This is a genomic window from uncultured Pseudomonas sp., assembly GCF_943846705.1.
Lineage (GTDB): Bacteria > Pseudomonadota > Gammaproteobacteria > Pseudomonadales > Pseudomonadaceae > Aquipseudomonas.
In genome coordinates, this window is sequence record NZ_OX044366.1 from 3,972,650 (window position 1) to 3,992,893 (window position 20,244).

General features: G+C 53.9%; 22 protein-coding genes and 3 tRNA genes. 17 read left to right on the top strand and 8 right to left on the bottom strand.

From position 1 onward, the window contains the following. Positions 1-11: 11 nt before the first annotated feature. On the bottom strand, positions 12-227 hold the full coding sequence (locus tag Q0V31_RS18445; protein ID WP_298190255.1) for a zinc ribbon domain-containing protein: 216 nt from the start codon (positions 225-227) through the stop codon (positions 12-14). 203 nt (positions 228-430) lie between these two features. Here Q0V31_RS18445 and Q0V31_RS18450 point away from each other — a divergent pair. From Q0V31_RS18450 to rimO, 5 genes are all read left to right on the top strand, one after another. Next, a tRNA-Met gene (locus Q0V31_RS18450) sits at positions 431-507 on the top strand. Between the two features lie 276 nt (positions 508-783). Continuing rightward, a tRNA-Met gene (locus tag Q0V31_RS18455) sits at positions 784-860 on the top strand. 122 nt (positions 861-982) lie between these two features. Further along, positions 983-1,059 (top strand) — tRNA-Met (locus tag Q0V31_RS18460). 130 nt (positions 1,060-1,189) lie between these two features. Next, positions 1,190-1,741, top strand: coding sequence for a cytochrome b (locus tag Q0V31_RS18465; protein ID WP_298190257.1), 552 nt, complete (start codon positions 1,190-1,192; stop codon positions 1,739-1,741). A gap of 138 nt (positions 1,742-1,879) precedes the next feature. Then, positions 1,880-3,202, top strand: a complete 1,323-nt coding sequence (gene rimO / locus Q0V31_RS18470) for a 30S ribosomal protein S12 methylthiotransferase RimO (protein WP_298190259.1) — start codon at positions 1,880-1,882, stop codon at positions 3,200-3,202. Positions 3,203-3,246: 44 nt separating this feature from the next. Here rimO and Q0V31_RS18475 read toward each other — a convergent pair whose 3' ends face one another. After that, entirely contained in the window at positions 3,247-4,215 is a 969-nt protein-coding gene (locus tag Q0V31_RS18475) for an integron integrase (RefSeq protein WP_298190260.1), read from the bottom strand. A gap of 599 nt (positions 4,216-4,814) precedes the next feature. On the opposite strand from Q0V31_RS18475, the gene Q0V31_RS18480 reads away from it, so the two are divergent. Both Q0V31_RS18480 and Q0V31_RS18485 read left to right on the top strand, forming a co-directional pair. After that, complete coding sequence (locus tag Q0V31_RS18480; RefSeq protein WP_298188872.1) at positions 4,815-5,468, top strand: hypothetical protein; 654 nt, start codon at positions 4,815-4,817, stop codon at positions 5,466-5,468. A gap of 93 nt (positions 5,469-5,561) precedes the next feature. After that, a complete protein-coding gene (locus Q0V31_RS18485; RefSeq protein ID WP_298190262.1) occupies positions 5,562-6,101 on the top strand; it encodes a super-infection exclusion protein B in 540 nt (179 codons plus the stop codon). A gap of 629 nt (positions 6,102-6,730) precedes the next feature. Here the strand turns inward: Q0V31_RS18485 and Q0V31_RS18490 are convergent. Beyond that, entirely contained in the window at positions 6,731-7,774 is a 1,044-nt protein-coding gene (locus tag Q0V31_RS18490; protein WP_298190264.1) for an IS110 family transposase, read from the bottom strand. Between the two features lie 150 nt (positions 7,775-7,924). Here Q0V31_RS18490 and Q0V31_RS18495 point away from each other — a divergent pair, with 150 nt between their 5' ends. The 3 genes from Q0V31_RS18495 (at position 7,925) to Q0V31_RS18505 (ending at position 9,850) form a co-directional block, all read left to right on the top strand. Beyond that, entirely contained in the window at positions 7,925-8,608 is a 684-nt protein-coding gene (locus Q0V31_RS18495; RefSeq protein WP_298190266.1) for a hypothetical protein, read from the top strand. Between the two features lie 97 nt (positions 8,609-8,705). Continuing rightward, positions 8,706-9,122, top strand: coding sequence for a hypothetical protein (locus tag Q0V31_RS18500; RefSeq protein WP_298190268.1), 417 nt, complete (start codon positions 8,706-8,708; stop codon positions 9,120-9,122). Positions 9,123-9,202: 80 nt separating this feature from the next. Then, entirely contained in the window at positions 9,203-9,850 is a 648-nt protein-coding gene (locus Q0V31_RS18505; RefSeq protein WP_298190271.1) for a hypothetical protein, read from the top strand. A 267-nt stretch (positions 9,851-10,117) separates the two neighbouring features. Here the strand turns inward: Q0V31_RS18505 and Q0V31_RS18510 are convergent, their stop codons facing one another. Next, positions 10,118-11,161: an IS110 family transposase gene (locus tag Q0V31_RS18510; RefSeq protein WP_298190264.1), complete on the bottom strand. Its 1,044-nt coding sequence runs from the start codon at positions 11,159-11,161 to the stop codon at positions 10,118-10,120. A gap of 163 nt (positions 11,162-11,324) precedes the next feature. Between Q0V31_RS18510 and Q0V31_RS18515 the strand changes: the two genes are divergently transcribed. From Q0V31_RS18515 to Q0V31_RS18545, 7 genes are all read left to right on the top strand, one after another. Then, positions 11,325-12,560 carry a hypothetical protein gene (locus Q0V31_RS18515; protein WP_298190274.1) on the top strand — a complete coding sequence of 412 codons (1,236 nt, stop codon included), beginning with the start codon at positions 11,325-11,327 and terminating at the stop codon, positions 12,558-12,560. 50 nt (positions 12,561-12,610) lie between these two features. Beyond that, positions 12,611-12,877: a hypothetical protein gene (locus tag Q0V31_RS18520; protein ID WP_298190276.1), complete on the top strand. Its 267-nt coding sequence runs from the start codon at positions 12,611-12,613 to the stop codon at positions 12,875-12,877. A gap of 131 nt (positions 12,878-13,008) precedes the next feature. Further along, positions 13,009-13,326 carry an antibiotic biosynthesis monooxygenase gene (locus Q0V31_RS18525; protein WP_298190278.1) on the top strand — a complete coding sequence of 106 codons (318 nt, stop codon included), beginning with the start codon at positions 13,009-13,011 and terminating at the stop codon, positions 13,324-13,326. 109 nt (positions 13,327-13,435) lie between these two features. Further along, positions 13,436-13,618 carry a DUF2986 domain-containing protein gene (locus Q0V31_RS18530; RefSeq protein WP_298190280.1) on the top strand — a complete coding sequence of 61 codons (183 nt, stop codon included), beginning with the start codon at positions 13,436-13,438 and terminating at the stop codon, positions 13,616-13,618. Between the two features lie 172 nt (positions 13,619-13,790). Then, complete coding sequence (locus Q0V31_RS18535; protein WP_298190282.1) at positions 13,791-14,462, top strand: hypothetical protein; 672 nt, start codon at positions 13,791-13,793, stop codon at positions 14,460-14,462. A gap of 102 nt (positions 14,463-14,564) precedes the next feature. Continuing rightward, positions 14,565-15,572, top strand: coding sequence for a type I glyceraldehyde-3-phosphate dehydrogenase (gap, locus tag Q0V31_RS18540; protein ID WP_298190284.1), 1,008 nt, complete (start codon positions 14,565-14,567; stop codon positions 15,570-15,572). A gap of 143 nt (positions 15,573-15,715) precedes the next feature. Next, complete coding sequence (locus Q0V31_RS18545) at positions 15,716-17,332, top strand: NAD(P)/FAD-dependent oxidoreductase (protein WP_298190286.1); 1,617 nt, start codon at positions 15,716-15,718, stop codon at positions 17,330-17,332. 25 nt (positions 17,333-17,357) lie between these two features. On the opposite strand, the gene Q0V31_RS18550 is transcribed toward Q0V31_RS18545, so the two are convergent. The 4 genes from Q0V31_RS18550 to Q0V31_RS18565 form a co-directional block, all read right to left on the bottom strand. Further along, positions 17,358-17,753 (bottom strand): DUF488 family protein, encoded by a 396-nt coding sequence (locus Q0V31_RS18550; protein WP_298190288.1) that lies wholly within the window; start codon positions 17,751-17,753, stop codon positions 17,358-17,360. A 27-nt stretch (positions 17,754-17,780) separates the two neighbouring features. Beyond that, entirely contained in the window at positions 17,781-18,881 is a 1,101-nt protein-coding gene (locus Q0V31_RS18555) for a PLP-dependent cysteine synthase family protein (RefSeq protein ID WP_298190291.1), read from the bottom strand. A gap of 10 nt (positions 18,882-18,891) precedes the next feature. Then, positions 18,892-19,797: a DMT family transporter gene (locus Q0V31_RS18560; protein ID WP_298190294.1), complete on the bottom strand. Its 906-nt coding sequence runs from the start codon at positions 19,795-19,797 to the stop codon at positions 18,892-18,894. Positions 19,798-19,903: 106 nt separating this feature from the next. Beyond that, positions 19,904-20,236, bottom strand: coding sequence for a Na+/H+ antiporter subunit G (locus Q0V31_RS18565; protein WP_298190296.1), 333 nt, complete (start codon positions 20,234-20,236; stop codon positions 19,904-19,906). Between the last annotated feature and the right edge of the window lie 8 nt (positions 20,237-20,244).

The following is a 20,244-nucleotide window of genomic DNA, read 5'->3' on the forward strand; positions in this document are numbered from 1 at the left end:
CAACCCTGCCGCTATTGCGCGGCTGAACTCACCGGCGCGGCCGGTTTGGCTTCACTCTCCGCCTCATCTGGCTTGCTGATATAGGACTGAATAATCAGGATCACAATCAACATAAAAGCCGCCAACGGCAACAGCTTGGTCTTCGCCGCCAACGCCGCACCACAACCAGGGCAGGTTTTAGCGTCGGCTGAAACCTGGGCACCGCAAGACTCGCATTCACCACTCATAACACTGCTCCCATTCAATGGGCACGGACTCTAGCCCAACAGTCCGGTTACAGGCTACGGCGAAAACACCGGCGTACCTCCAGCCCGCCCTCTCATAGGACGCAGATGCATAAAGCCGAGCCAATATGGCTAAACATCTGAATAAAAACGACTTAAATCCACATTCAGGTTGACATGATCCATTCAGGCGCTACAATTGGCCCCGCGGAATGGAGCAGTCTGGTAGCTCGTCGGGCTCATAACCCGAAGGTCGTCGGTTCAAATCCGGCTTCCGCAACCAAATATTAAAAAGACCACTCAATGAGTGGTCTTTTTTTTGGCTGCGTTTTAATCAAGCGCCAGCCACATTGCTCGCGACCTCTGCGCAGCTCGCCGGGTCGACCTCGACAGAGTGCCCGCGCATTGACCTCAGCCCTCGCCTGACAAGCGCTGAACATGCCCGCAACGGCCAACTCAGGCATCGCTCCCTCCCGCATTTCCACCACCCGCGATTTAAGTTATTGATTAAAAACCACTAATCGATTGACAAGAGTTCGTTTCTATATAGAATGGCCGGCGCGGGATGGAGCAGTCTGGTAGCTCGTCGGGCTCATAACCCGAAGGTCGTCGGTTCAAATCCGGCTCCCGCAACCAGATACTCAAAGAAGGCCACTCAAACGAGTGGCCTTTTTTGTTTCTCGCCTATAGCAAGCCTAAGCATTTGATTAAAAACACAATTCTGTTGACAGCTTACGATATCTATATAGAATGGCCGGCGCGGGATGGAGCAGTCTGGTAGCTCGTCGGGCTCATAACCCGAAGGTCGTCGGTTCAAATCCGGCTCCCGCAACCAGATACTCAAAAAGGCCACTCAATCGAGTGGCTTTTTTGTTTGTGCGCGATTTAAGTGATTTCAGCAAAGCTTAAGCATTGCCCGCCTAGAATGAAGGCAGCCATCACTCCTCCTCAGAGCCCACACCACCATGCCCTGGAAAAACACCGAAGCCCGCTACGGCAGCCTGTCTATCGCCTTGCATTGGCTGATGCTGGTGCTGATTGCCGGCGTGTATGCCTGCATTGAACTCAAAGGCAACTTCCCCAAGGGCAGCGATACCCGCGAACTGCTCAAGCAGTGGCACTTTATGCTCGGCCTCAGCGTATTCGCCCTGGTCTGGCTGCGCCTGCTGGCACGTGTAATCGCACCGACACCCGCCATCACACCCACCCTGCCCGCCTGGCAAGCCATCCCGGCCAAGCTGATGCACCTGGCGCTCTACGCCCTGATGATCGGCGCACCACTGGCCGGCTGGTTGATTCTCAGCGCCGCCGACAAGCCTATTCCCTTCTTCGGCCTTGAACTGCCTGCACTGCTATCTCCGAACAAGGAGCTGGCCAAAGAGATCAAAGAGTGGCACGAACTTGCCGGCAGCGCTGGCTACTGGTTAATCGGCTTGCATGCCGCTGCCGGCTTGCTTCATCACTTTGTGCTCCGCGATAACACCCTGACGCGCATTCTGCCGAGCAAGCACGCCTGAACTAACGAGCACCGTATCCCTATTCAGGCGACGCTCAGCGCTGGTCAATTGCCAGCGTCGCCGCTAGAATTGCGCACTTTTTGATCAGAGGCACACTCAGTGCCCAGCATCCGTCCGTACACGCCTGAGGTTACCGCCATGTCCACCCCCGCCACGCCCAAAGTCGGCTTCGTTTCACTCGGCTGCCCCAAAGCCCTGGTGGACTCCGAGCGCATCCTGACCCAGCTGCGCATGGAAGGTTATGAAGTAGTGTCGACCTATCAGGACGCCGACGTGGTGGTGGTCAACACCTGCGGCTTTATCGACAGCGCCAAGGCCGAATCCCTGGACGTGATCGGCGAAGCCATTAAAGAAAACGGCAAAGTCATCGTCACCGGCTGCATGGGCGTGGAAGAAGGCGCGATTCGCGACGTACACCCCAGCGTGCTCTCGGTCACCGGCCCGCAACAATATGAGCAAGTGCTCAACGCCGTGCACGAAGTAGTCCCGCCCTCGACCTCACACAACCCACTGATCGACCTGGTGCCGCCACAGGGCATCAAACTGACCCCGCGCCACTATGCCTACCTGAAGATTTCCGAAGGCTGTAACCACAGCTGCAGCTTCTGCATCATCCCCTCCATGCGCGGCAAGCTGGTCAGCCGCCCGGTGGGTGAAGTGCTCAGCGAAGCCGAGCGCCTGGTTAAATCCGGCGTCAAAGAGCTGCTGGTAATTTCCCAAGACACCAGCGCCTACGGCGTCGACATGAAGTACAAGACTGACTTCTGGAACGGCCAGCCGGTGAAAACCCGCATGACCGAACTGTGCGAAGCCTTGTCGAGCATGGGCGTGTGGGTGCGCCTGCACTACGTCTACCCCTACCCGCACGTCGACGAACTGATCCCGCTGATGGCCGCCGGCAAAATCCTGCCGTACCTGGATATCCCCTTCCAGCACGCCAGCCCGAAAGTGCTGAAAGCCATGAAGCGCCCAGCCTTCGAAGACAAGACCCTGGCGCGAATCAAAAACTGGCGCGAAATCTGCCCGGAACTGACCATCCGCTCGACCTTTATCGTCGGCTTCCCCGGTGAAACCGAAGAAGACTTCCAATACCTACTCAACTGGCTGACCGAAGCGCAACTCGACCGCGTTGGCTGCTTCCAATACTCGCCAGTAGAGGGTGCGCCCGCCAACCTGCTCGACAACCACGTACCGGATGACGTTAAGCAGGACCGCTGGGACCGCTTTATGGCCCACCAACAAGCCATCAGCACCGCCCGCCTGCAACTCAAGGTCGGCAAAGAAATGGACGTCCTAATCGACGAGGTCGACGACCAAGGCGCCGTCGCCCGCTGCTACGCCGATGCCCCAGAGATCGACGGCAGCGTATTTATCGCCAGCACCGCTGTTAAGCCGGGCGACAAAGTCCGCGTGCGCATCGTAGATGCCGATGAATACGACATGTGGGCTGAGCTGATCTAACGCCTCGCCTACAGCCTAAAAAGCCCCGCACATGCGGGGCTTTTTTATGCGCGATCCAACGGGCTCAGCACACCCAGCCCTCCGCGATTGAGTACATGGGTATAAATCATCGTGGTTTTAACATCCGCATGCCCCAGTAACTCCTGCACGGTGCGAATGTCCTGACCACTCTCCAGCAAGTGGGTCGCAAAGGAGTGACGTAAGGTATGCGGCGTCGCTGGTTTGATTATCGCCGCACGACGCACTGCTTCACGCACCGCGCGCTGGATGGTTTTCTCATGCAAATGATGACGAAACGTGCCAGCACCACGCGGGTCTTGCGAGCGATTACCTGACGGAAAGACAAACTGCCAGCCCCACTCCGCAGCCGCATTGGGGTACTTACGAGCCAACGCAAACGGCAGGTTAACCCGACCAAACCCCTCGGCAAGGTCTTGCTGATGCAACGCCTTAACCGTCTCTAAATGTTCATGCAGGCTAACCACCACTGAACGCGGCAACATGGTCACGCGATCCTTCTGGCCCTTACCGTCACGCACTAAAATCTCGCCACGGGAAAACTCTACATCCTTGACCCGCAAACGCAGCGCCTCCATCAACCTGAGGCCAGAGCCATATAACAAACTGGCAACCAACCCGTGCACACCCGAGATTTCGGCCAACACCCTAGTCACCTCCTCACGTGTTAAGACCGTAGGTAAATGCGCCGGCTTTTTCGCCCGCACAACCCCCTCCAGCCAAGGCAACTCAAGTTTCAACACCTCCTTGTACAGAAACAACAGCGCCGCCAACGCCTGATTCTGCGTGGCCGCCGCTACATTACGGGTAACGGCCAAATGAGTCAGAAACGCCTCAACCTCCAGCGCCCCCATCTCTACAGGATGACGATACTGGTGAAACCGTATATAACGTTTTACCCACTCGACGTAGATCTTTTCGGTACGAATGGAATAGCCCCTGATCCGGATTTGCTGGCGGACTTGATCGAGCAACCGAGGCTTGTCGTCTTCCATGTCGCTTTTCTCCCTGAATGATGTCGCGTTTGCCACGACCACCTTCAAGCTAGACGTAGTCTCACGAGACGACAAGGAACGTTATCCGACATGCTTTTACGACATCAAACGCGACATTCAATGTCGCCTAATAATAGTTATGCCTAGAGCAACCCGATGACCGAGCCGACCGCTACAATTGGAATGACGCTTATAAACTATGAAATATTATTATGGGCATTTGCGTTTGCCTTACTTACGGCCTCAGCAACTATTCTAGCTCGTAAGCGATCTTCATTTTTCGCTTGGCTTTCTGTTGCATGCTTCTTTACCTGCACATGTTTGCGTCTTGTTCAATTTCTTATACCAGCCAACATATCAGCGCAATGCATCACAGAAAATTGCTTTACTCCAGAACCATACAACACAATACTTTATATGTCTTACACCCTGCTTTCGCTAATATTTTTAATAGGTAGCGCATCAGCATTTATTTGCGGCCTAAAAACCAATACACCAAACCAAAATATTGTGTAACAGCATAACAAGTGGTTCAAATCGCTCGCTTCGCTCACTGGGACGGGCTAAAGCCCGCCCCTTAACCAAACGTTAGGTTCTCAATGACCAATCGCGTTTACCTCTACTGCACAAACGCAACAGAAATGCCTCATGAGATTGGCACAGAAAATTTCTTTTCTATATCAGGAAAAGAGTACGAAGCCGGAGCATGTATCCCTTTATTCTGGCTGCTTATGTATGAAGAGATAGATATAAAGATTATCTCGCCGGATGATTTAGGCGCAGATATTGATGCTCACCCGTACCCTTATCTAATCTGCAAAAAAGAGAAAGCGATTCGGCAACTCACGGATTGGCACTCAATTATCGAGTGCACTGCCAAAAATTCCGTACAAATTGCACTGCTCTCAGAGTGGATCTTACGCTTAGAGAGTGAAGAGTTTAATAACGTAATCATCCGTACAGAAGAGCTATCTTGGTTTAGTCAGCCGGGTGAGCTAGAAAAAAGCTTGCGCATTGCGCTTAAACATATAAATTCCTGCAAAGAAAAGCGGGAGTTAATACTCAGTAGGCGTGTGGTTGATCTGATCGGTTTGTGGGATCAGGAAGAATTTCTAGAATGCGAGTCGTACCAACTTGCTGGCCAGTGCAACCAGAAAGAAGGATGGCCTAAACCATTCACATCACCTTATCAAGTTAGCACCACAGAAAAACCGAAGATACGAAAATGGTGGGAGTTTTGGAAAAGAACCTAACAAGGCGCTCAAATCGCTCACTTCGTTCGCTGGGACAGGCTAAAGCCTGCCCCTTAGCTTAATCGTTAGCTCTTTATTGGATACCGAGCACTTATGGATAAATTTACTGAGCTTCTCGATTATTTCAGGAAAATACCTGCAGCGTTTCTAGTCGCAATCCTATTTGTTTTGGGGTTAATTCTATTTCTGCCAGAAAATTACGCACAGATTCTTGCAGTTGATGGCTTCAGGAACGAGTTTCGAGTTTACCTCGGGCCCGCATTTTTATTAGTTATTTCATTTTGCAGTGCAAGAGTATTTACTTTCTTTATGCAAGGGTACAACCAAAGAAAAAATACTAAAATACGCCAAAAATCTTTACACAATTTAACACCGGAAGAAAAAGGCTACCTAATACCGTATATTAAAGACCAACAGAACACTGTTCACGTTGGCATGGACGACGGAATCATGGCAGGGTTAAGGTCAAAAGACATAACATATCTAGCAGCAAATGTTGGCGACCTTTTAAATGGCTTTGCTTTTAACTTGCAGCCATGGGCACGTCAGTATTTAGAGAAAAATCCTCAATTTTTGGATGGCCATGCTGGTCAACCAAGAACTCCAAGGCAAAAAAGAGGGTTAACGTGGTAAAGCTAACAAGGCGCTCAAATCGCTCACTTCGTTCGCTGGGACAGGCTAAAGCCTGCCCCTTAGCTTAATCGTTAGAACACACTCAATTAACTCAGCAGCTGAAACTACAGAAAGACTATGGAAACAATAACATATCTCATACTATTTTCATTTGGCTTAACACTTGCTGCCGCAGCAGGGCTATGGTCAGGAAAATTTATAGGCTATATATTCTCTTTCAATTCGGAATATATCGAGCTTGCTCTCTGCCTAGGCGCTATATGCATATTTATTGTAGCAACCCTAGGTGGGCACTCTACAGCCTTTAACGATCTTGATCATGATCGCTGGCTACGCCGTTAATATTAATCCATGTTCTAACAAATGGTATATGGACTCTCCCCACAAGTAGTGAGCAAAGCTTTTCCTAACCCTGTCGTCAGCGCGGTTGCATTCGTATATCCGGCCTGTTTTGGGCTTTTTCGCCCTGGCCATTCTGTAGTTCGCGCAGCGGGGGCCAAGCGTTCAATCGATCACCAAGATCATGATTGTTATCGGCCTTATTCCGCTGCAGGACTCGCCTGTTCCGACAGTGTTGCTGCTCACCACAACCACAAGAAACCCATCACGCCTTGCTGATCACTCCGCCGTCAGGCGGGCTTTACGCTTTGCCAGTCACCGCTGAAACGTCGCTCGTTGCACCATACCGCCCAGCAGATCCTCACCAACTTGTTGGCCAGCGCCACCGCCGCTTTGTTGTGGCCGATACGCGCCGCCGTCTCGACGGCCCAGCGTTGTAAATGGGTCAGCTTCTCCGGCGTGCGGGCCTGACAGCGCTGCGCCGCCAGCAAGGCCGCTCGCGAGCCGTGGATCAATAAGGTGCGCACATAGACGTTGCCCTGTCGGCTGATATGCCCCAGCTTGCGTCGGTCGCCGCTGCTGAATTCACGCGGCGTCATACCCAACCAAGCGCTGAGTTGGCGACCACTGGTAAAGCGCTCGGGCTTGCCGACTGCGGTTTTCAGGGCACTGGCGGTCAGCAGGCCAATACCGCTGACCTCATCGAGTTTGCGCACCACGTCATCGTCGGCATGCCAGCGCTTGAGTTGCTGCTCGCACTCAGCCATGCACTGTTCGTGCAGGTTTATTTCTGCCAGAACGATATGCAGTTGATGACTCAAAGGCGCGATCTCTGGGCGTTCAACCAGCTCATGGGCGGCGCGGATAAACGCGGCGGTGGACGCTGGAGCTTCGATGCCCGCCTCGCGCAAAATACCGCGCAGCAAGTTGATGCGCTGGGTACGGCTCTTCTTCCAGGTTTCGCGCATACCGTGCAGTTGCTGTAACAGCTGTTGCTCCTGGTTTTTCACCGGCACCGGATGAATATCCTTGCAGCGCGCCGCTTCCAGCATCGCATCACAGTCATTGCGATCGGTTTTGTTACGGCGGCGATAGGGCCGCACATAGCGCGGATGGATCAGTTTGACCCGGTGGCCCAGCGCCTGCGCGACCCGCCCCCAATAGTGAGCCGTGCCACAGGCTTCCATCACCCACTCGACCGGCTCAGCTTGCTCCTGTATATATCGCCTGAACGCCTCTCGGTTCAGTCGCTTGCGCTGCACCACCTGGCCGGAACGGACACTCTCGGCAACTTGGTAAACGGACTTGGCCAGATCAACTGCTATTCGCTTCATCACGACACTCCCAATTTCAGCCACCACTGTTCTCGGTATAGAACTGTGGCGCGGGGAGAGTCCATTACAGCATTCAAACCGTTCGCTTCGCTCACTGGGACGGGCTAAAGCCCGCCCCTTAACCAAACGTTATACAGACTGGAAAATCACATGGATGTCTGGAGTCAAGTAAAAGTCTCAGCAGTGCAAAAAGCCATGCAGCTCTCCTGGCTTATTGGCCTGCTCACCATAATTACATTTGCTGACTGCTATTTAATTTTAAAACACGGCAGCGGGGTATCAATACTCTCATTCGAATGGATAAAAACAAATATAGACATTAGAGACCTGATTATTGGCACGGGGCTATTTTCATTTGTTTTTGCCGCCGTAATACCTGGCTTTTGGTTCATTGTCTGGCCTTTCCTGCAAATAGCATTATCAAAAATTACAAATAGTAGTATCTTTTTCGGCAAAATGCCCAGCGATGGCTTTACACGAGCTGAAGTGCTGATGGCCCGTGCGGCCAAAGAAGGAAACATGGCGTTGCTTCGATACTGTGAACAGCACAAGCAAGACATCGAAACACGAAATTTCATCTCAACCTGCGCCCAAGGAATTTTAGTATTAACCTTTACAGCATGGGCTCTCTCCCCGCCCGAGGTGTTGCCAACAGTATTTGAAATACAAAGCTACGTTGAGCAGTTCCCCTGGTATATTGAAAAGCCGGTGAACGGCTCTCTAGTTTTATTCTATATGGCCGTAGTAGTAATGAGCTTCATGCGAAAAGCTGATTCCGACAACTATATTGGAATAGCCCTGGAACCAAAACCGAGCAATCGGAAGCTTGTATAACAATTGGTTCAAACCGTTCGCTTCGCTCACTGGGACGGGCTAAAGCCCGCCCCTTAACCAAACGTTAGAACCTCAACTCGACATCAAGGATTCAGATATGAAAGCATGGCTCGTAAACACCAATAGCAAAGATGACAACGGCAATCCAAACGCTTACAAATACATGCTTAGACAAAGCAAGGCCGCTGCATTTTATGACAAAGCTGAAACCATTGACAAAATTGCAAAGGGCGATCTTGTTCTTCTATACCATAATCAAAATCGTGTAATTGCAGTTGGTGCCGTGCTTGAACGATTCAAGGGGCATGACTTTGCAGAGCTGGATAAAATCGAGCACTGGGTAGACGTAAACTGGCTCTGGAAGTCTGATTTCGACAAAAATCATGAACCATTAAATTTTATTGACCGAAATACACTTGGAATAACCATGGTCAATGGAACCGTTGTAAATATCACAGACCAAATTGACTACAAAAAATTACTCGCAGAAATCGCCAATCTCCAAACGTTCTAACTAGCGGTTCAAGTCGTTCGCTGCGCTCACTGGGACCGGCAAAGCCGGCCCCCTTAACCTGGTCGTTAGGTTTCTTTCAAATGAAGAGAAAGTTTATATATCTAGTATCGTTGATATTTGGTGCTCTACTAGGAGTATGGCTGAGCGGTTCAGTCACCAGTCCAATAATCCGAGTGGCCGGAGAAATATCAACGGACACAGTTCAAATTCTGGAATCAATTAAGAACAACACGCTTACACAAAGCACAATTATTAAATCGCCAACCGGTAGTTTTATTGAAGTACCTGGCACATGGGCAGCCAACATACTCATACTCATACTTCCATGTCTATTCCTTTGGGCAGCATTAAGCTCTCAAAAAGAAACACAAAACTCAAAAAGTATTCAGCGCACCAAAACCATCGCAACAATAATATTTGCAGCACTGCTATCAATATTTTCCGCCCTTCTTTCTGAGTACGTTAGGTTTATAAACTATCTGGCACTTAACCAAGACTCCATATTCCATAAATCTACAGGAGCGCTTGACATATTCGGCATTATTGTGACCGGCGAAACCTTACTCGGTGGCTTATTCATATTTATAGCAAGTGGTATTCTTCCTGCGGTAGCAACGCTCAACAATCAAACTCAACGCAGTCAAAAAATTTCAGCTGCCTGGTGGGTTTTCACTATTCTTTTAATTGCATATGGCCTTATGGCTAACGTATCCATTCCAAAAACCTAACAACTTATATGGACTCTCCCCACAAGTAGTGAGCAAAGCTTTTCCTAACCCTGTCGTCAGCGCGGTTGCATTCGTATATCCGGCCTGTTTTGGGCTTTTTCGCCCTGGCCATTCTGTAGTTCGCGCAGCGGGGGCCAAGCGTTCAATCGATCACCAAGATCATGATTGTTATCGGCCTTATTCCGCTGCAGGACTCGCCTGTTCCGACAGTGTTGCTGCTCACCACAACCACAAGAAACCCATCACGCCTTGCTGATCACTCCGCCGTCAGGCGGGCTTTACGCTTTGCCAGTCACCGCTGAAACGTCGCTCGTTGCACCATACCGCCCAGCAGATCCTCACCAACTTGTTGGCCAGCGCCACCGCCGCTTTGTTGTGGCCGATACGCGCCGCCGTCTCGACGGCCCAGCGTTGTAAATGGGTCAGCTTCTCCGGCGTGCGGGCCTGACAGCGCTGCGCCGCCAGCAAGGCCGCTCGCGAGCCGTGGATCAATAAGGTGCGCACATAGACGTTGCCCTGTCGGCTGATATGCCCCAGCTTGCGTCGGTCGCCGCTGCTGAATTCACGCGGCGTCATACCCAACCAAGCGCTGAGTTGGCGACCACTGGTAAAGCGCTCGGGCTTGCCGACTGCGGTTTTCAGGGCACTGGCGGTCAGCAGGCCAATACCGCTGACCTCATCGAGTTTGCGCACCACGTCATCGTCGGCATGCCAGCGCTTGAGTTGCTGCTCGCACTCAGCCATGCACTGTTCGTGCAGGTTTATTTCTGCCAGAACGATATGCAGTTGATGACTCAAAGGCGCGATCTCTGGGCGTTCAACCAGCTCATGGGCGGCGCGGATAAACGCGGCGGTGGACGCTGGAGCTTCGATGCCCGCCTCGCGCAAAATACCGCGCAGCAAGTTGATGCGCTGGGTACGGCTCTTCTTCCAGGTTTCGCGCATACCGTGCAGTTGCTGTAACAGCTGTTGCTCCTGGTTTTTCACCGGCACCGGATGAATATCCTTGCAGCGCGCCGCTTCCAGCATCGCATCACAGTCATTGCGATCGGTTTTGTTACGGCGGCGATAGGGCCGCACATAGCGCGGATGGATCAGTTTGACCCGGTGGCCCAGCGCCTGCGCGACCCGCCCCCAATAGTGAGCCGTGCCACAGGCTTCCATCACCCACTCGACCGGCTCAGCTTGCTCCTGTATATATCGCCTGAACGCCTCTCGGTTCAGTCGCTTGCGCTGCACCACCTGGCCGGAACGGACACTCTCGGCAACTTGGTAAACGGACTTGGCCAGATCAACTGCTATTCGCTTCATCACGACACTCCCAATTTCAGCCACCACTGTTCTCGGTATAGAACTGTGGCGCGGGGAGAGTCCATTACAGCACTCAAATCGCTCACTTCGTTCGCTGGGACGGGCTAAAGCCCGCCCATTAGCTTAATCGCTATGCTCATATCAACATCGGAATCTCTAATAAATGCTAGATGCGATAATAGACAAAATAACAAGCGACGCCTCAACAGAGCTGTTTTTTCTTTTTTCAGGTTCAATTATTCTTTATGCATTCCAGAAATCTTATAAAAGATTAAAAGACATAAAATATAAAAGAAAGTTAAGACTTGAGATTTCCTCTTATAAGAAAAGGAAAGACGCTATAAATGTGGTCGATTTAGCTAATGGAGACCCTGAATTTGAAAAGAGTAATATATTCTCGAGAGAAGTCTCAATCTTCGGGGAGCATCGAAGCTTGTTTATTGCTATGCCGAATCACATAAAAGATAAAATCACCTCGAGAGAGCGTGAAGCTGACTATATGGACTCACAGCTGTCTAAATTTTATCCAGACATTTCGTTCAACGGGAAATGTAACTTCGAGGACATTGCAGAGCTTACTGGAATAACCGAACTTCCAGAGCTAATCGAAAAACACAAAGCTATAGTTGGAGAAATGTTTCTTGAATCTAAAGATGGCTTGATATTTAACGGTGAAAAATACGGTGTTTTCAATTTAAAATTCACTCGCTTTGGCGATCAAGAAAAACCAGGCGTGGAAATTGATCTTTTTAAAACTGACTACTTCACTCATAGAGTGTTTAGATCTATTTATCATGAACTTAAGAAAAAAGACCACCCTATATGCTCTGCAGGAATATCAGACTTTCTTAAATATAAGCCTTTTTTCACATCTTTCGGCATAAACACCCTGCTTATATGTGAAGGAAGTCGGGGGAAAGAAGTAATACTAAGCAAGAGATCGAGTAGAGTTCATGGGAGCGTACCTAAATACCATATCACCATGAATGAAGGTCTGTCACAGACTGATAAAGATCCATTTGGGAGAGTGGATTTGGAACTCTGCTTTAAGCGCGGCCTTCTCGAAGAGTTAGGGATTAATGAAAAGCTTTATCAACATGGTGTTAAAGCTTCCTTTTACGACTTTTTCTTAGAGAAGAATAATTTTGAAATAGGCTTATCGTCAGTATTCGAGCTTGACCTCGACTATGAGAAAGATGTTGAGCCATTAATCGCCAGAGACAAGCATTTAGAAGTGGATTCGTTTATCGCAATTCCTCTTAAGAGCAAAGATATTGAAAAGTTCATCAGTAGTTATGATTTTGTTCCTCATGGACTGTATGTGCTGGAAAGGGTTCTTTTAAGGGAAAATGTTAGTATCGCTAAAAGCATAACAAACGCATCAACCCGGACACGATAAGTCGTGCCGATTATACGGTCGTCATGTAACTCCCACTGATGGAGGCGGTCGTGAAAAAAAGTGTAGTGATCTCAATTGTTGCAGCAGCCATAATGTTCTTCGCTTTGTGCTTCCTGTTCTCTGGCACACCCGACAACGCGGGGTTGATCGCATCTCTTGATCCGCTAAACGCGGTAAACGGCCTGTCTTTTGCTCTATCATTCGGCGCTGGCTTACCCAGCAAAGCCGCGGTTATTGCCGCAATCGTTGTGTTTACCGTGGTTCCTTTCACAGTGTTTTTAGTCGCACGTCACTTCCTGCGCCGCTATGACAGCTAGGCCGCTCTGCGCAAAGCCAAGGGGGTTTACAGTTCTGAGTCGGCTAACGAGGCATCCAAGCCGTTCACTTCGCTCACTGAGGCGGACTAAGTCCGCCCTTAATTAAACGTTAGATTCCTACGGGAAACAACATGACGACAATCGCTGCAACACCCAACCCGCCTTACTATGCGGTAATCTTCACGTCTCAGCGCACAGTCGGTGATAACGGCTATGGCGATATGGCCACTAAAATGCTGGATCTCGCAGCCCAGCAGCCTGGCTACTTAGGTGTCGAGTCTGCAAGAGAAGACCTTGGGATTACTGTTTCATATTGGTCTGATCTTGATTCAATAAAGAACTGGAAAGCCAATATCGAGCACACGCGGGCTCAACAGCTTGGTCATGCTAAATGGTACTCATCATTCAAAGTAAGAATATCCAAAGTTGAGCGTGATTACGGCATCTAACAAGCCGATTAATTCACTCACCTCGCTCACTGTGATCGGTTAAAATGCGCGCCTTTGCTTAATCGCTTTACCCCAGCACCAATCTAGAATTCACACACCGAGCACAGCCATGAACCGCCAAAAAAAGATCAAGCAACTGTTAAAGGCTCACGCCAAAAAGGCCAGTGCCAAGCTAGCACCACCGAGCAAGAATAAATACATCAGTAAAGCGGACCGCTTGAAGATCGACGCTGAATCCACCCCAGAATCATCCGTAGCGCCTGAACACGAGCCTATTAGCCTTAATAATTAAATTGATTAAACATGGCGATTATCACGTCATCGGTGGCCGAGCATTAACCAGCGTGGAATGTGCTCACCGCAAAGGCGACTGTTAGCCATGAAGCTCTGCGTCGCATGCTGCGCTGCCCTTGTGGTCAGGCAGGTGCCTCGGTAACGTGAGCGCACTTTTCAGGAGTGCCACGATGCGTTTCAGCCGTCCTTTTTGCGTTGCCTTGTTGCCACTGCTCGCCAGTTGCCAGGTGTTTACGGATAAACCCGCCGAGCCGGTGATTGAGCAGACGCGCATGCAAGGTGAGCTCAGTCTCAATGCAGGCCAATTGCTGTTTCGCCCCTGCCAGGAACAGCGGCAATTTCTCCTCAAGGACGATAGCGCGGATGGCCTCAGCAGCGATGCTAATAGCCTGTTCAGCGATGGGCACAACACCCTCTACGTAGACATGCGCGGCCAGCTGCAAGCCAATGCCCAAGCCGGCATCGACGGCCAGTTCGTGCCCAGCCAGGTGTACCGCGTGCAGGCTGAAGGCCGTGGCTGCACGGACATTAATTTCGCCCGCACCCTTTTGCGTGCCAGCGGCCACACGCCGGACTGGAGCATTGCCGTGAGCAATCAAGGGTTGATCCTCAATCGCGCCGGTAAAGAGCCGCAAGCGCTGCCGTACCTGGAGGAGCAGCTGCCGGAAGGGCGTCTGAACCTCAGCAGCGAAGCCAACGGCCAGCGCCTGGAGCTGTGGGTGGCCAAACAGCGCTGTGTCGACAGCATGAGTGGCGCGGTGCAGCACATGAGCGCTGAGTTACGCCTCGATGGTCAAGTGTTGCGCGGCTGCGCTTATCTCGGCGGCGCACGCATCGACTAGACACATTGGCAAACACACAATGCGCAGAGTGCTGAGATAGATCAGCCCGCCGCTAGGCGATTGGCCTAAGCTGGGAGGACAGTCAGCCAAAGGGAAATCATTATGCTGCGCATTGCTATCAATGGTTATGGACGTATTGGACGTTGCTTGGTGCGGGCGTTGTTCGAGCGCAACCTGCAAGACCGCATTCACCTCACTGCAATCAATGACTTGGGTGAGCAAAGCACCCTCGCCCACCTGACGCGCTTCGACTCGACCTTCGGCCGCTTCCCCGGGCAAATCAGCCGGGACGGCGATGTGTTGCAGGTCGATGGTCACCCAATCAAGCTGTTGTGTGAGCGCGAAGTGGCGAACTTGCCCTGGCGTGAGCTTGAGGTCGACCTGGTGCTCGAATGCACCGGCAAGCTGAAAAAACGCGCGCTAGTTGAACAGCACATCAGCGCCGGCAGTCCACGGGTCTTGCTTTCGCACCCGCTGGATAGCGCCGATTTGACCGTGGTTTATGGCGTCAACCACCAACTGCTGGGTGATCAGCAGATCGTCTCCAACGCCTCCTGCACCACCAACTGCCTGGCGCCATTGGCCAAGGTGCTGCATGAGGCCGTGGGCATTCGCCAGGGCCTGGTCAACACCATTCACTCCTACACCAATGACCAGAACCTGCTGGATAAAACCCACAGCGACCTGTACCGCGCCCGCGCCGCCGCGCTGTCGATGATCCCCACCAGCACCGGTGCGGCCAAGACCATCGACCTGGTACTGCCTGAACTGGCCGGTCGTCTGGATGGCCTGTCGGTGCGCGTGCCCACGCCCAACGTGTCGCTGGTTGATTTGACCTTTACCTGCGAGCGCCCGACCAGCCGTGAGGCGATCAACGCCGCACTGCAAACCGGCGCTGCACAACTGCCGGCTGGGGTGATGGAATGCAACGAATTACCGCTGGTGTCCAGTGACTTCAACGGTTACCCGGTGTCTTGCGTGGTCGACCTTAATCACACGCGCGTGCAGGGTGATCTGGTCAAGGTATTGGCCTGGTATGACAACGAATGGGCCTTCGCCAACCGCATGCTCGATGTAATGCTGGACTGGGTGAAGCCAGCCGCACGTTAACCTTCGGCAGCATGGAGCCAGTTTCTCTAAGAGCATCAGCATCGGGCTAAGCCACTGAGCCCAGGACCGGCGAACGCAGGTATAATCGCCGGTCCTAAAATGCTGCCGGGTTGCCTCCGGCCCTGACTAGTGGATCGCCCCTCATGCTACGCATCACCGAACTCAAGCTGCCGCTCGACCATCCCGAAGAAGCCCTGCGCCCCGCCATCATCCAGCGTTTAGGGATTGCCGACAGCGAGTTGCTCGACTTCAGCCTGTTCAAGCGCAGCTACGATGCGCGGAAGAAATCCAGCGAAATACACTTTATCTACACCGTCGACTGCAACCTGCAGGATGAAGCGGCGTTGCTCAGCAAGTTTGCCGATGACCGGCATATCAGCGTGACCCCGGACACCGCCTACAAAGCCGTCGGCCAAGCTGCAGAAGAGCTTGCCGAACGCCCGCTGGTGGTTGGCTTTGGCCCCTGCGGGATTTTTGCCGCGCTGATTCTCGCTCAAGCCGGGCTCAAGCCAATTGTGCTGGAGCGCGGCACCGAAGTGCGCCAGCGCACCAAGGACACCTGGGGCCTGTGGCGCAAGAATGTGCTCAAGCCGGAGTCCAACGTGCAGTTCGGCGAAGGCGGCGCGGGGACCTTCTCCGACGGCAAGCTCTACAGCCAGATCAAAGACCCCAAGCATTACGGGCGCAAGGTGTTGCAGGAGTTCGTCAAGGCCGGCGCGCCGGATGAGATTCTCTACGTCAGCAAGCCGCATATTGGCACCTTCCGGCTGACTGGCGTGGTCGCGACCATGCGCGAGGAAATCAAAGCGCTGGGCGGTGAAGTGCGCTTTCAGCAGCGCGTCAGTGATGTGCTGATCGAAGACGGCCAGCTCTGCGGCGTGGTGCTCGACAGCGGCGAGCAGATTCGCAGCCGTCAGGTGATCCTGGCGTTGGGCCACAGCGCGCGCGACACCTTCCGCATGCTGCACCAGCACGGCGTGTATATGGAGGCCAAGCCGTTCTCGGTGGGCTTCCGCATCGAGCACCCGCAGGGGCTGATCGACCGCGCGCGGCTGGGCAAATACGCCGGCCACCCCAAACTCGGCGCGGCGGATTACAAACTGGTGCACCACGCCAAGAACGGCCGCTCGGTTTACAGCTTCTGCATGTGCCCAGGCGGCACCGTGGTGGCGGCGACCTCGGAGCCGAACCGTGTAGTGACCAACGGCATGAGCCAATACTCGCGCAACGAACGTAATGCCAACGCCGGTATCGTGGTCGGCATCACCCCGGAGCAGGACTACCCAGGCGGCCCGCTGGCCGGGATTGAGCTGCAAGAGCGCCTGGAATCCCAGGCCTATCTACTCGGCGGCAGCAACTACGAAGCGCCAGGGCAATTGGTTGGCGACTTTATCGCCGGCAAGCCGTCCACCGAATTGGGCAGTGTTGAGCCGTCCTACAAGCCGGGGATCAAACTCGGCGACTTGGCCCTGGCGCTGCCGGATTTTGCCATCGAGGCGATCCGTGAAGCGCTGCCGGCCTTCGGCAAGCAGATAAAGGGCTTCGACCTTGCGGACGCGGTACTCACCGGCATTGAAACCCGCACCTCCTCGCCGCTGCGCATTACCCGTGGCGCGGACATGCAGAGCCTGAACGTACGCGGGCTGTACCCGGCAGGTGAAGGCGCAGGTTATGCCGGCGGTATTCTTTCGGCGGGCGTGGATGGCATTCGTGTGGCTGAAGCGCTGATCAAAGACATGCTCGGCATTGCCGACGCTTAAGGCGCTGCACGATTGGGGTTAATCCTTAATCGCGCTCGGCATAGCAGGTGGCTGAGTTGGGCTGATCACGTCGGTCCAGCTCATCTTCCAGAAACTCGGCCAACACCCGGGCATTGCTCAGTTGCGGATCACGCGCGGCGAACAGCAGGGTCAGCGTGCCCTGCTCGGCCATACCGAGCAGCCCTTGCCAATGTTCGGGATGCGCGGCCAACTCCTCACGGTATTTTTTAGCGAACGCGCTGAAGGCGCTGGCTTGATGCTGGTACTCGCGGCGCAGTTCGCTGGAAGGCGCGACATCCGGCAACCACGCATCCAGCTGCAACGCCTGCTTGCTCAGCCCACGCGGCCACAAGCGATCGACCAGCACACGCAGCCCATCACTGTCCTCAATAGGCTCGTAGACGCGCTTGTACTGAAGCATCAGCGTCCTCCTGTTATTTACCGGCCTTTAGCTGTCGAGCCCCTCGCTGGGGATCTCGACGCCTAAGCCTGCGCCCTGCTCTACGCAGGTAGCAATACGCCCAAGCAGTGCGCGTAACTCAAAGCCCTGCGCTGCCAGCCAGGCGGGGTCGTAATAGGTGCCGGAGTAACGCTCGCCGCCATCGCAGAGAATCGCCACCACCGAGCCGGACTCGCCGGCCGCCACCATGCGCTGCGCCACCAGCAGCGCGCCAATCAGGTTGGTGCCGCTGGAGCCGCCTACCCTGCGCCCTAGTCTCTGCGCGAGGTAATGCATGGCGGCCAGGGACAGAGCATCCGGCACCTTGCACATGGCGTCGATCACTGACGGCAAAAACGACGCTTCGACCCGTGGCCGACCGATGCCCTCGATGCGTGAACCATGGTCCAGTGTCAGGCTGGCATCGCCGCAGCGGTAGTAATCAAAGAACACCGAACGCTCGGCGTCGGCGCACAGCACACGGGTGTTGTGACGGCGGTAGCGTACATAGCGCCCCAACGTCGCCAGGGTGCCACCGGTACCAGCGCTGGAGATCAGCCAGCTCGGTTCAGGGAAGTGCTCGCTGCCCATCTGCTGGAAGATCGACTCGGCGATATTGTTATTGGCGCGCCAGTCGGTGGCGCGCTCGGCGTAGGTAAACTGGTCCATAAAGTGCCCGCCGCGCTCACGGGCCAAGCGTTCGGACTCGGCGTAGATCTGCGTCGGGTCATTCACCAAATGGCTCTGCCCGCCGTAAAAGGCGATCTGCGCGATCTTTTCCTTCGAGGTGCTGGCCGGCATTACCGCGATAAACGGCAGCCCCAATAAACGGGCGAAATACGCTTCGGAGATCGCCGTAGAGCCGCTAGACGCCTCAATGACCGGCGCGCCCGGCTTAAGCCAGCCGTTGCACAGCGCATAGAGAAACAGCGAACGCGCTAGGCGGTGCTTGAGACTGCCGGTGGGATGGCTGGACTCATCCTTGAAATACAACTCAACGCCCGGTAACCCAGGCAGCGCCAGGGGGATCAGGTGCGTGTCGGCGCTGCGCTGAAAGTCCGCCTCAATAATCCGGATGGCTTCGCGCGCCCAGCTGCGTGACTCACTCATGCCGTGCTCCTTAATCCAACACGCCGGCTGGCACCACGCGCGGCATGCGCCACTGGCTCAGCAGCACCCCGGCAAATACCAAGGCGGCGGCCAAAATCTGCATGTCATTCAAGCTTTCGCCCAAGATCAATATAGCGAACAGCAAGGTGAACACCGGGATCAGGTTGGTGAACCCCGATGCTTGACTGGCGGGCAACCGACTGACACCGAAGTTGTACAAGCCATAAGCCCCCACTGTGACCAGTACGCCCAGATACACCACCGCACCCAAGCCCATTGGGCTGACAGTGACCGGGACTGGCGCGCTGAGCCAGGCCATCGGCAGGAAGAAAATGGTGCCGACAAAAGCCACCATGGCCGTCAGCAAAAAGGGCGAATAACGCGCCGACAGATGCTTGAGGAGCAAGGTGTAACCGGTGGCGCAGAGTATGGCGAGCAGCTCGAAGAAGTTACCGAGAATAGGATTGCTGGCATGCTCATCGGCGCTACCAGCGAGGCTTAGCCAGGCAGCGCCAACCAGCGCGATGACAAACCCCAGCAGGGTGATGCGGCTGATCCGCTCACGCAGGAAGACAAACGCACCAACCGCCACCAGCAGCGGCATCAAGGCCATGACCATACCCGCTTGAGCGGCGCTGGTGCGCTCCAAGGCGAGGGCTTCGAAGAGGAAATACAGGCAGGGTTCGCAGGCGGCCAGGCCGAGCAGGTACTTCCAGTCGCCGGCGCGATACTGCATCTTCCCGCGCCAGCGCCATGCCAGCAGAAACACCAGACTGCCCAGGGCCATCCGGCCGAAGATCACCCACAGCGCTGGCAACTCGGCAAAGGCCAGTTTCAGCGCAATAAACGAACTGCCCCACAGCGCCATGGCGATTACCAAGCAAACCACTGCCAGGCCTGTCCCCTGCTCACGCATACACCACCTCCAATTAAAGGCAGCAGTGTAGAGAGGACGATGCGCTGCCGACAGATACAGTCAACGCCGTGAACTGTGTGGGCTGGCTAACGCCAACCCGGCAGGCCTATTGCTCCCAGGGTTTACCGCGGGTTTTCTCGTTGATATAGAGCTTCTGTTGCATGGCGGCCTTGGCCAGCATGTGAGCACTCACGGGCGCGGTGATAAACAGAAACAGGGCGATCAGCAGCTCATGCAGGCTGATGCCTTCGCCGTTAAAGCTGAAGTAGATCAGCGAGGCTATGACCATGCCGCCCACACCCAGGGTGCTGGCCTTCGTTGGGCCGTGCAGACGCATAAAGAAATCCGGCAGCCGGTACAGACCAATCGAGCCGACCAAAGCAAACAGGCTGCCGAGCAGCAGAAACAGCGCTACCAGCGCTTCGATCCAGGTATTCATACCGCAGT

Coding starts and splice junctions, on each gene's coding strand:
- Q0V31_RS18445 (WP_298190255.1), bottom strand. CDS start 227: ATGAGTGGTGAATGCGAGTCTTGCGGTGCCCAGGTTTCAGCCGACGCT.
- Q0V31_RS18465 (WP_298190257.1), top strand. CDS start 1,190: ATGCCCTGGAAAAACACCGAAGCCCGCTACGGCAGCCTGTCTATCGCC.
- rimO (WP_298190259.1), top strand. CDS start 1,880: ATGTCCACCCCCGCCACGCCCAAAGTCGGCTTCGTTTCACTCGGCTGC.
- Q0V31_RS18475 (WP_298190260.1), bottom strand. CDS start 4,215: ATGGAAGACGACAAGCCTCGGTTGCTCGATCAAGTCCGCCAGCAAATC.
- Q0V31_RS18480 (WP_298188872.1), top strand. CDS start 4,815: ATGACCAATCGCGTTTACCTCTACTGCACAAACGCAACAGAAATGCCT.
- Q0V31_RS18485 (WP_298190262.1), top strand. CDS start 5,562: ATGGATAAATTTACTGAGCTTCTCGATTATTTCAGGAAAATACCTGCA.
- Q0V31_RS18490 (WP_298190264.1), bottom strand. CDS start 7,774: ATGAAGCGAATAGCAGTTGATCTGGCCAAGTCCGTTTACCAAGTTGCC.
- Q0V31_RS18495 (WP_298190266.1), top strand. CDS start 7,925: ATGGATGTCTGGAGTCAAGTAAAAGTCTCAGCAGTGCAAAAAGCCATG.
- Q0V31_RS18500 (WP_298190268.1), top strand. CDS start 8,706: ATGAAAGCATGGCTCGTAAACACCAATAGCAAAGATGACAACGGCAAT.
- Q0V31_RS18505 (WP_298190271.1), top strand. CDS start 9,203: ATGAAGAGAAAGTTTATATATCTAGTATCGTTGATATTTGGTGCTCTA.
- Q0V31_RS18510 (WP_298190264.1), bottom strand. CDS start 11,161: ATGAAGCGAATAGCAGTTGATCTGGCCAAGTCCGTTTACCAAGTTGCC.
- Q0V31_RS18515 (WP_298190274.1), top strand. CDS start 11,325: ATGCTAGATGCGATAATAGACAAAATAACAAGCGACGCCTCAACAGAG.
- Q0V31_RS18525 (WP_298190278.1), top strand. CDS start 13,009: ATGACGACAATCGCTGCAACACCCAACCCGCCTTACTATGCGGTAATC.
- Q0V31_RS18530 (WP_298190280.1), top strand. CDS start 13,436: ATGAACCGCCAAAAAAAGATCAAGCAACTGTTAAAGGCTCACGCCAAA.
- Q0V31_RS18535 (WP_298190282.1), top strand. CDS start 13,791: ATGCGTTTCAGCCGTCCTTTTTGCGTTGCCTTGTTGCCACTGCTCGCC.
- gap (WP_298190284.1), top strand. CDS start 14,565: ATGCTGCGCATTGCTATCAATGGTTATGGACGTATTGGACGTTGCTTG.
- Q0V31_RS18545 (WP_298190286.1), top strand. CDS start 15,716: ATGCTACGCATCACCGAACTCAAGCTGCCGCTCGACCATCCCGAAGAA.
- Q0V31_RS18550 (WP_298190288.1), bottom strand. CDS start 17,753: ATGCTTCAGTACAAGCGCGTCTACGAGCCTATTGAGGACAGTGATGGG.
- Q0V31_RS18555 (WP_298190291.1), bottom strand. CDS start 18,881: ATGAGTGAGTCACGCAGCTGGGCGCGCGAAGCCATCCGGATTATTGAG.
- Q0V31_RS18560 (WP_298190294.1), bottom strand. CDS start 19,797: ATGCGTGAGCAGGGGACAGGCCTGGCAGTGGTTTGCTTGGTAATCGCC.
- Q0V31_RS18565 (WP_298190296.1), bottom strand. CDS start 20,236: ATGAATACCTGGATCGAAGCGCTGGTAGCGCTGTTTCTGCTGCTCGGC.